Here is a 10,272-nt window from a genome sequence, read left to right on the forward strand (position 1 = left end):
CATTATGAGAAGATTTCATGTTTTAGATTTAGCATTAGCTGCCATGTTCGTTGCTCTTATGGCAATCGGTGCAAATATTGTATCTTGGGCACCATTCCTTCAAGTAGCAGGCATCCCATTATCTATGCAACCATTTTTCGCAATTTTAGCAGGTCTTCTTCTTGGAAGTAGACTTGGTGCCTTATCCATGACTGTATATATGCTCGTTGGCTTAGCCGGCGCACCAATCTTCGCTAACTTCAAAGCTGGATTTGGAGCACTTTTAGATCCTACTGGTGGTTTTATTATCGCATTTATTATCGTTGCTTACGTATCCGGAAAACTAGTAGAACAAAAAGAAAGACCAACATTCATTACATTTGCAGTTGCCTCTTTCACAGGAATTATTTTAACTTATATAATCGGTACTACTTACATGTACGGGGCAGTCAATCTCTTTATGGGCGGTAATATGAGCTATAAAGCTGCTTGGATGATTATGATGTGGTTTGCAGTAAAAGATATTGCATTTACAATTATCGGTGCTATTATCGCACCTCGCATATATTATGCTGTGCGTCGTTCTGCTTATCAGCATTCTCATTCGACGATTTCATAATAAAAAAATGAGTTATTTCAGTATACTGAAATAACTCATTTTTTATTATGACTCTTGATTCGCTTGTTCTTCTAAAATTTTCTTCATCATCGCAACCATGTCATCACGTAATTCTGGGTGTTGCAGAGCCATTTCGATTGTCGTTTGAACGAATCCTAGCTTTTCACCTACGTCGTAGCGCTTTCCTTCGAAATCGTAGGCAAATACACGTTGGATTTCATTTAAACTTTGGATTGCATCTGTTAACTGAATTTCACCACCAGCACCGACATGTTGCTGTTCTAAGAACATAAAGATTTCAGGCGTTAAAATGTAGCGCCCCATAATCGCTAAGTTTGAAGGAGCTGTACCTTGTGCTGGTTTCTCAACGAAATTGCGAACTTGGTAACGACGACCTTCTTGTTCTAATGGATCGATAATTCCATAGCGATGTGTTTCCGACTCTGGAACAGTTTGTACACCAATAACAGAAGAAAGTGTTTTTTCATACTCATCCATTAATTGACGTAAACACGGTTTCTCAGCTTGGACAATATCATCACCTAGTAACACTGCAAATGGCTCATCACCAATGAATTTACGTGCACACCAAACAGCATGTCCTAGTCCCTTCGGCTCTTTTTGACGGATGTAATGAATATCTACCATTTTTGAAGAAGCTTGTACTTTTTCAAGCAACTCATATTTTTTCTTCTCTAATAAGTTTTGTTCTAGTTCAAATGCGTTATCAAAATGATCTTCGATAGAGCGCTTTGTTTTACCAGTAACAATAATAATATCTTCGATTCCCGATTTCACTGCTTCTTCTACAATGTATTGAATCGTTGGTTTATCTACTATCGGTAACATTTCTTTCGGCATTGCTTTCGTTGCTGGTAAAAAACGTGTTCCTAATCCAGCTGCTGGGATTATCGCTTTTCTTACTTTTTTCATCACAAAATACCCTCTCTCCTGTCGGAATCAATAGCAAGCATTTCCTACATAAAACAAAAGGGAGATTTCGCTCCCTTTTGTTCCTTACTACTTAAAATTACTTTGTATTATAAACGATTCATAATGTCTTCTTTAATAGTAAGTAACTTTTGTTCACTATTTTGTAAAGAACTATCTTTTACACCAAAGTAAAACTTAATCTTCGGCTCAGTTCCAGATGGGCGTAGGCAGAACCATGAACCATCCTCTAATTGATATTTTAACACATTTGATTTCGGTAAGTGAATCTCTTCTTTATGTCCATCTTGTAAAGATGTAACAACGCTCGCTTTATAGTCTTCAACTGCTACGACTGTTAAGCCCGCCACTTCTTTCGGAGGATTCTCACGGAACGTTGCCATCATCTCTTGGATTTTTTCCGCTCCATCTTTTCCTTTTAACGTTAACGATACAAGGTCTTCACGGAAGAAGCCGTACTTCTCAAATACTTCTAATAGACCGTCATATAACGTTTTCCCTTGTGATTTGTAGTATGCAGCTACTTCACATGCAAATAGAACAGATTGTACTGCATCTTTATCACGGCAGAATGGGCGGATTAAATAACCATAGCTTTCCTCATAACCGAATTGGAATTCATATTGTCCGCTTTCTTCATACTGTCTAATTTTCTCACCGATAAATTTAAATCCAGTTAGCGTATCAACTGTATCTAAACCGTATGCTTTTGCAATTGTACGACCAATTTCAGACGTTACGATTGTTTTTAATACGACACCGTTCTCTGGAAGCGTTCCGTTTTCTTTCTTTTGAGATAGTAAGTAATCAAGCATTAATGCACCTGTTTGGTTTCCTGTTAATACTTGGAACTCACCATTATGATTACGCACTGCTACACCAAGACGGTCTGCGTCAGGATCAGTTGCGATTAATACATCTGCGCCTACCTTTTCACCGTCACGAATTGCATACTCAAACGCTGCGTGCTCCTCTGGGTTCGGTGATTTTACTGTAGAGAAGTTTGGATCTGGTAACTCTTGTTCTTTTACAACTGTTACATCTGTAAATCCAACTTCTTTTAAACCACGGCGTACAGAAATATTTGATGTTCCGTGTAATGGTGTAAAGACGATTTTTAAGTCTTTACCGACCTTTTCCACCATTTCTTTATTAATGATGACATTGTTCAATTCTGCAGCATATGCATCATCTACTTCTTGTCCAATAATATGTAATAAACCGTCAGTTTTTAATTGCTCTACATCAGCGACTTCAACTGTTAATTCATCTTCTACTGCATTTACGTAGCTAATTAACTCATCTGCCTCTTTTGGAGGTAACTGTCCACCATCTTCACCGTATACTTTGTATCCGTTATATTCAGGTGGATTATGGCTTGCCGTAAGAACGATTCCACTTACTGTATGTAAATGACGAACTGCGAAAGAAAGTACTGGCGTTGGACGTAAGCTTTCAAACACATATGTTGTGATACCACATGCACCAAGTGTAGCAGCAACTTCCATTGCAAACTCAGGTGATTTATGACGAGAATCATAGGCTACAACAACACCGCGTTTTTTCGCTTCCTCACCTAACTTTTCGATAAAGCTTGCTAATCCTTTTGTTGCTTTACGAACTGTATATACATTTAAACGGTTCGTACCAGCACCAAGTTCACCACGCATACCACCTGTGCCAAACTCTAGATTTTTATAAAAGCTATCCTCGATTTTCTTCTCATCTTGCTTCATATTTTCTAGCTGTTCTTTTAATTCTGCATCTAATTGTGCGTAAGAAAGCCAGCGACTAAATTCTTGTTTCCAATTCATTCTTCTCTCTCCTCTCGCTCGTCATACCTTTATTATATGAAAAAAACATGCTGTATCTCAATATTTTATAAAATCTAACAGGATTTTACTAGGAATATTTGTATACACTATTATTAAATACTCCACTAAAGGGAATGAGGATTATGCACGAATGGGGCTTGTCAGAAGAGCTCAAAATACAAACAAAGCAAATGATTGAAATTGCTGAAAAAGAACTATCGATTATGAGGAACGCAATCGATAAAGAAGACGAATGTATTTTATGCAAAATGGAAGATATTCATCATATGTTAGCAAATGTACAAACATTGGCAGCTACATACTATATTCAGGCATATTTATCACCTTATACGGAAAGTTCATCTTTTATTACGACAGCTATCCAACATTTAAGCGCCAGAAAACATGGTGCTCTTATCGTCGTGGAACGAAACGAGACGCTTGAAGCTCTCATTCAAACTGGAACGACATTAAACGCTCATTTAACTGCGCCATTACTCGAATCAATATTTTATCCAGGTAACCCTCTTCATGACGGTGCCGTTCTCGTAAAAAATAATCATATTGTCTCAGCTGCTAATATTCTTCCTTTAACGAAAAGTACAGAAGTTGATCCTGAGCTAGGAACACGTCACAGAGCTGCAATTGGCTTATCTGAAAAGAGTGATGCACTTATATTAGTTGTCTCTGAAGAAACGGGCCGTACTTCTTTTGCTTTAAATGGGGTTTTGTATACGATTTCTTTATAAAGTGAAACTTTAATCAGCCCTCACCAATCGAGCGTTTACCGGCAATCCGACCTAACTGCTTTCCTTTCGCTGAATTTTGAGTTATGGGTCTTACTACCCGGCAAATAGTGGGATAAACAAACCTATAAAAAAGAAGACTGTTCCAAAATATCGGAACAGTCTTCACTTATACTCTTATTCTTCTCCAAAACGCTCCACAAGTGTTGCAAGTGTACGTACCATTGCGCCAGTTGCTCCAGCTGGACCTAAGTCGTGCGCACCTTTTGTTTCTGATGTTCCAGCGATATCTAAGTGTACCCATGGTGTATCTTCAGCGAATTCGCCTAAGAATGTACCTGCCATAACCGCATGTCCTTCACGGCCTGGTGAGTTATTTAAATCAGCAAACTTACTGTTTCTCACACGTTCTTTATCACGATCAAAAATCGGTAGTTGCCAAATTGGCTCATCTGTTTCCATAGAAGCCCCTAGCACTTGCTCAAATAACTCTTCATTATTTGTCATTGCGCCTGTCGTATAGTTTCCAAGTGCAACAATTACACCGCCTGTTAATGTTGCAACATCAACAAGGTAGTTTGCACCAAGTTTTTTCGCATACGTAATACCGTCAGCTAAAGCTAGACGACCTTCTGCATCCGTATTTAATACTTCAATTGTTTTTCCGCTCATAGATGTGATTACATCGTCTGGCTTAAATGCCGTACCACTTACAACGTTATCAGTTGAAGGAATAACAGCGATCACATTTTGTTCTGGGCGAAGTTCACCGATAATTTCCATCGCACCTAATACAGCAGCTGCACCGCCCATATCACCTTTCATACCAACCATGCCTTCACGTGGTTTTAAAGAATAACCACCAGTATCGTATGTAATACCTTTTCCAACGAACCCAATGACATCTGTCCACTCTTCTTTTCCTTTATAAATAAGAGCAATCATTTTTGGTGGCTCTACACTACCTTGGTTTACTGCAAGTAACGCACCCATACCAAGGTCTTCCATCTCTTCTTTCTCAAGAACTTTATAGTCCATATCATATTTCTCCGCTAATTCAACAGCATACTCAGCAAGCTTTGTCGCTGTTAATACGTTTGGCGGCATATTTACAAGTGTACGAGCTGAATTTGTTGCACGTCCATGTACGTAGCCAACTGTTAATGCTGCTTCAATTTCTTGTGCATCTTCCGCTGTAATAGCCGTGAACTTCTCTAACTCTACACGATCCTTTTTATCTGATTTATACGTTTGTAACTCATATGTACCAAGGCCTTGTACCTCTGCCGCAATATGAGCGACATCAATCGCGTCTAATTTCTCTGTTACGAAAGAATCAAGTAAGATTGCTGCATCTCGTACTTTTGCTGCTTGCAGTGTTTTAAACGCCTTACCAAGAGCCGCACGTAACGTTTCTGTCGTGTAAGATTCTTTCTTTCCTAAACCAACAAAGTAATAACGTTTCACATTTGTTTTCCCTAAGCTATGTACTTTCGAAATGGCCTTTTTCTTCGTAGATAATTCTTTCTCTTCTAGTAAAACTTGTAATTGCCCTTCAAACGCTTTGTCCAGTTCTTGTACAAAACTACTCATTTTCTCTTCTTCAAATAAAGCAACAATTACCGCTTCATGACCTGCTAATTCTTTTTGTACTTGAAACATGTTCAGACCCCCTAAATTTCTCTACCACCATTATAACTTTATTTTCGATAAAATGCGATAATTCTAACTACAGTTATATGGCGTGTAAAATCGCAGATCCAAAATCTCCTCTATCATGAAATAAGCCAAGAAAAAAAGTCTAGCGTAATTACGACTAGACTATCTTTGTTTTAAATATTGACCACGAAACACTTGCATCGTTTCGTCTTGATTTAACATCGTTAACTCTTCTTCTGTAAACTTACCATTTCCTACTTTTACTACGTACACATTTACTTTTTTCTTACCCCATTGGCTATAAACATCTTTCACCGTATCATAATATAGATCAAGACGGTTTCCTTTTATTGCACCGCCCTTATCAGCTACTACACCATACCCGTAACCTGGCACGAAGAGAATCGTTCCAATCGGGAATACGCGTAAGTCCGCAGCAATTGTGGAATATAAATCCCTTTTCACTTTGACACCTGAATATGTAATACCATACTCTGGATGCCCTGGCCTCTTACCAGTTGACTCAATCCCCGATGTATAACCTGTTGCAGTCATTTCAATTGAACGATATTTAGACCAGTCGTTTGCCTGCTCTAAAGCATTTATCACTTCTTTACTCGGAGCAACATTTCTCTTAACTTCTGCTGCATGTACTTCTTTTGCACTCATTCCTTCATATATCTTTACAATCTCTAATAAAGAAACTCCTGTGAAAGCATTCCATGTTACGCATAATGCAATTGCAAGTAAACAAGTCATCATAATGCGAATACAATATCGTTTTAACATTTTTATATTCCACACTCCTTCATCGTTAATCATTCCCTATACGATGAAGGAATATGCAAAAAAATAATCTCCAACTTAATTGGAGATTAAAACATTTGATATCCGCTTTTCCGAAGTTTCTTGATTACGACTCCTGCTAAAGCAGCCCCTACTAATCCAGTAGATAGAATAAATACGTCTGCTTGTCCTAAGTGCGATACACTTGTCCCAAATGAAGAAAATGTTTCTTTCGGTTTTGAAAAATAATCCCACATACTCGCTTTATTAATAATAAGCATACAAACAATCGGATACACAATAACCATTACCCAAGTAGCTCGCAAAATCATGTTGAGTAAAAATCCAATTCCAAAGAACAAAATAAAGAATAACATCATTGAAATAAGTAGTACCGGTATACTCACTCTTTTCCCCTCTCCTCCGCACGTGCCGTAAATACGTGATAAGCTGTATAACCAAATGGTTCACCTGGATTTAATGTTTTGTCCACTTCAAGATGTAGTTCTGATCTTCCTTCTAACAAATATTTAATAAGCACAGACGTATTCGGATCGTCTACAATCTTATTCGGATGTAAGAACGCCACTTCAGACAATTCTTTCTCCTGTACAATAATATTTTCTCCTTCAGGTTCCAAAAGGAAAATAATCATATTATCACTAATCTCATTACGAATAACACCCGATCGAACACCAATAATCCCCTTCACATGAGCGACAATGCCTGTCTCTTCTAACACTTCGCGTTTCACAGCTTCATCAACCGTCTCACCTTCATTTACAAAACCAGCCGGTAAAGACCATTTCCCTTTTAATCCACTGTATTTCTTCTTAACAAATAGCCACCTACCATCTTTTGTAGCTACTAAACCACTAACAGCTAGCCATACCTTCCCTCGTTTCTCCATGATGTAATAACCTCCTCCATCAGAACGGACAGAATATTCTTTCTTTTTTATATATTATACTATATTTTTAATATGAAAAAAGCAGAAACAGCTCTTAGCCGTTTCTGCTTTTTCTACTATATATTAAAAGAACTTTAATTTACCTTTTTTAAGAACTAATAAAGGTCCACCTAATAAGAATAGGTAACGGTTATCGATTACTTTCTTCATGAAGGAAGCTTTCCAACCTGTTAACTTTTTACCCATAACAACGCCCATTGCATCGTCATGACCTAAAGAACATACAGATCCTTTATTATCGAATGCGAATTTCTTCATTTCGCCCTTGCCACGAACTAATACAGTTAAGTTGTGTGCAATATTGTAACCTTGTTGAATTGCAATTTGTGCTGTTGGTGGGTAAGGACGGTTAATTTCTTCATTAATGATTAACGCTGCGTCACCAACCATGAATACATCTTCGTATCCTGGAGCGTGCATGTACTCATCAACTTTTACACGTCCGCGCATTGCTTCAAAGCCAGACTCTTCCACAATACCATTACCACGAACACCTGCAGCCCAAACTACTGTTTCAGACTTAATTAATTCAGTGTCATCGCCATTCGCAACGATAATACCTTCTTCAGTTGCTTCTTTAATTGCTGTACCGATGCGGAATTCTACACCTTTTTTCTCAAGTTGTTTTACAGCGTATTCTACTAACGCTGGATCGAAACCTGGAAGTGCTGTTGGAGCAGCTTCTACACAGATGATACGTGCTTTTTCACGTGGTACATTATACTCTTTGCAAAGTTCAGGAACACGGTTTGCAAGCTCACCTACGTACTCGATACCAGTAAATCCAGCACCACCAACAACGATTGTTACTAACTCATCGCGTTGTTCAGTTGCATATTTAGAGAAACTAGCTTCCATATGCTCACGAATTTCACGAGTTGCATTAATGTTAGCGATTGAGAATGCATGCTCTTTTAATCCTGTAATTCCGAATGTTTCTGATTCGAAACCAAGACCAATTACTAAGTAATCATACTCTAACTCGCCATCTTTTAAGATAATGCGTTTTTCAGCAGCTTTAATTTCTACTACTGTGTCTTGTACAAAGTTCACTTTATTTGTATCAATAACGTCTTGAATATCTAGACAGATTTTTTCATCTTGTAATGTACCAGCTGCGCTCTCATGTAACCAAGTCGCTTGGTAGTGATAGCTGTTGTTGTTTACTAGCGTAATTTCAGCTTCATTTACAGATAATGCTTTTTGCAGACGAACAGTCGTAATCATCCCGCCATAACCTGCACCTAAAACTACGATTTTTGGAGTCTTCACCAAATCACAACCCTTTTCTTTATATAATAGTAATAAAAAATAATACCAAGTACTAAAAACTCTATTTGTCAAGAATGTGGAATTTATCACATTCTATATCATAACAAAACGCAGTCAAAAAATCGTACGAATTTTGTCATAGAAATTTAACATAATACTTCCCTATATTAGTCGGTTTTATTCCAGAATTCAAGCGTCTGGAGAATTATCAATATTTTAAAATAACATAGCGTTTTCAAGGGTTTTTTAGCCTTTTTTTCATGTATTTTCCTTTCTGTATATTTTATACAATAAAAAAGAACCTATGCGAAAACTTACACACAATTCAGTCGTTTTCAGAAGTATTATGAACTCAAATATGCTATCATTTATTTGAAAGTGTCATCATTTGCAGGATTTTCGTGTACATATGAACAATATATGAAATCAATATCAAAATTCCATCTATAGGGGGAATGAAAGTGGCAGAAAATCAAAAAGTTTACGACATAACAATTATTGGTGGTGGTCCAACGGGACTGTTCACAGCATTTTATGGCGGTATGAGACAAGCAAGTGTAAAAATCATTGAAAGCTTACCTCAACTTGGCGGACAATTATCCGCACTCTACCCTGAAAAATACATTTATGATGTGGCTGGATTTCCAAAAGTGCGCGCACAAGAATTAGTTGATAACTTAAAAGAGCAAATGAAGAAATTTGACCCAACTGTTTGTTTAGAAGAAGCTGTCGATACGCTTGAGAAACAAGCTGACGGTATATTTAAACTTGTTACGAATAAGCAAACTCACTATTCTAAATCAGTTATTATTACTGCTGGCAATGGTGCTTTCCAACCACGCCGCTTAGAATTAGAAGGTACAGCGAAATACGAAAAGAAAAACTTACATTATTTCGTTGATGATATGAATAAATTTGCTGGTAAGCGCGTCGTAGTATTTGGCGGTGGCGACTCAGCAGTAGACTGGACAATGATGTTAGAACCGATTGCTGAAAAAGTTACAATCGTTCATCGTCGTGATAAATTCCGTGCGCATGAACATAGCGTAGAAAGCTTAATGAATTCTCGTGCAGAAGTAAGTACACCATACGTTCCAGTAGAACTCATTGGTGATGACAAGATTGAACAAGTCGTTCTTCAACATGTAAAAACGGAGGAAAAAATTATCATCGATGTTGATGACGTGATCGTAAACTACGGCTTCGTTTCTTCTCTTGGCCCAATTAAAAACTGGGGCTTAGATATACAAAAAAACAGCATCCTTGTAAATTCAAAAATGGAAACAAATATTCCTGGCATTTACGCTGCTGGTGACATTTGTACATATGAAGGAAAAGTAAAACTTATCGCTTGTGGATTTGGCGAAGCACCGACAGCAGTAAACAATGCAAAAGCTTACTTCGATCCAAATGCAAAACTTCAACCGATGCATAGCTCAAGTATGTTTTAATATGCAAAAATAAAGCTCCTTCCAT

10 protein-coding genes are annotated in these 10,272 nt (G+C 37.6%); 3 read left to right on the plus strand and 7 right to left on the minus strand.

Annotation, left to right across the window (positions count from 1 at the left end):
* The first annotated feature begins 4 nt into the window (after positions 1-4).
* On the plus strand, positions 5-598 hold the full coding sequence (locus N2V80_RS24550; RefSeq protein WP_061655567.1) for a biotin transporter BioY: 594 nt from the start codon (positions 5-7) through the stop codon (positions 596-598).
* Between the two features lie 45 nt (positions 599-643).
* On the opposite strand, the gene galU is transcribed toward N2V80_RS24550, so the two are convergent.
* Positions 644-1,531 (minus strand): UTP--glucose-1-phosphate uridylyltransferase GalU, encoded by an 888-nt coding sequence (gene galU / locus N2V80_RS24555; RefSeq protein WP_002097988.1) that lies wholly within the window; start codon positions 1,529-1,531, stop codon positions 644-646.
* A 107-nt stretch (positions 1,532-1,638) separates the two neighbouring features.
* Positions 1,639-3,363 carry a phospho-sugar mutase gene (locus tag N2V80_RS24560; protein WP_061655566.1) on the minus strand — a complete coding sequence of 575 codons (1,725 nt, stop codon included), beginning with the start codon at positions 3,361-3,363 and terminating at the stop codon, positions 1,639-1,641.
* Between the two features lie 143 nt (positions 3,364-3,506).
* On the opposite strand from N2V80_RS24560, the gene cdaS reads away from it, so the two are divergent.
* Entirely contained in the window at positions 3,507-4,112 is a 606-nt protein-coding gene (gene cdaS / locus N2V80_RS24565) for a sporulation-specific diadenylate cyclase CdaS (RefSeq protein WP_000545253.1), read from the plus strand.
* Positions 4,113-4,286: 174 nt separating this feature from the next.
* On the opposite strand, the gene pepA is transcribed toward cdaS, so the two are convergent.
* The 5 genes from pepA to N2V80_RS24590 all read right to left on the minus strand — a co-directional run bounded on the left by pepA (position 4,287) and on the right by N2V80_RS24590 (position 8,796).
* On the minus strand, positions 4,287-5,771 hold the full coding sequence (gene pepA, locus N2V80_RS24570) for a cytosol aminopeptidase (RefSeq protein WP_061655565.1): 1,485 nt from the start codon (positions 5,769-5,771) through the stop codon (positions 4,287-4,289).
* Positions 5,772-5,930: 159 nt separating this feature from the next.
* Positions 5,931-6,557, minus strand: a complete 627-nt coding sequence (locus tag N2V80_RS24575) for a 3D domain-containing protein (protein WP_000920098.1) — start codon at positions 6,555-6,557, stop codon at positions 5,931-5,933.
* 86 nt (positions 6,558-6,643) lie between these two features.
* On the minus strand, positions 6,644-6,961 hold the full coding sequence (locus N2V80_RS24580; protein WP_000027016.1) for a YuiB family protein: 318 nt from the start codon (positions 6,959-6,961) through the stop codon (positions 6,644-6,646).
* Entirely contained in the window at positions 6,958-7,464 is a 507-nt protein-coding gene (locus N2V80_RS24585) for an NUDIX hydrolase (RefSeq protein WP_000415326.1), read from the minus strand. Before N2V80_RS24585 ends, N2V80_RS24580 begins: the two co-directional genes overlap by 4 nt.
* Before the next feature lie 123 nt (positions 7,465-7,587).
* Positions 7,588-8,796 carry an NAD(P)/FAD-dependent oxidoreductase gene (locus tag N2V80_RS24590; RefSeq protein WP_000856612.1) on the minus strand — a complete coding sequence of 403 codons (1,209 nt, stop codon included), beginning with the start codon at positions 8,794-8,796 and terminating at the stop codon, positions 7,588-7,590.
* A gap of 461 nt (positions 8,797-9,257) precedes the next feature.
* On the opposite strand from N2V80_RS24590, the gene N2V80_RS24595 reads away from it, so the two are divergent.
* On the plus strand, positions 9,258-10,247 hold the full coding sequence (locus N2V80_RS24595; RefSeq protein ID WP_000829788.1) for an NAD(P)/FAD-dependent oxidoreductase: 990 nt from the start codon (positions 9,258-9,260) through the stop codon (positions 10,245-10,247).
* The last annotated feature ends 25 nt before the right edge of the window (positions 10,248-10,272 follow it).

This window comes from Bacillus sp. FSL W8-0640 (assembly GCF_038007725.1).
In the GTDB taxonomy this organism is placed as follows: domain Bacteria; phylum Bacillota; class Bacilli; order Bacillales; family Bacillaceae_G; genus Bacillus_A; species Bacillus_A cereus.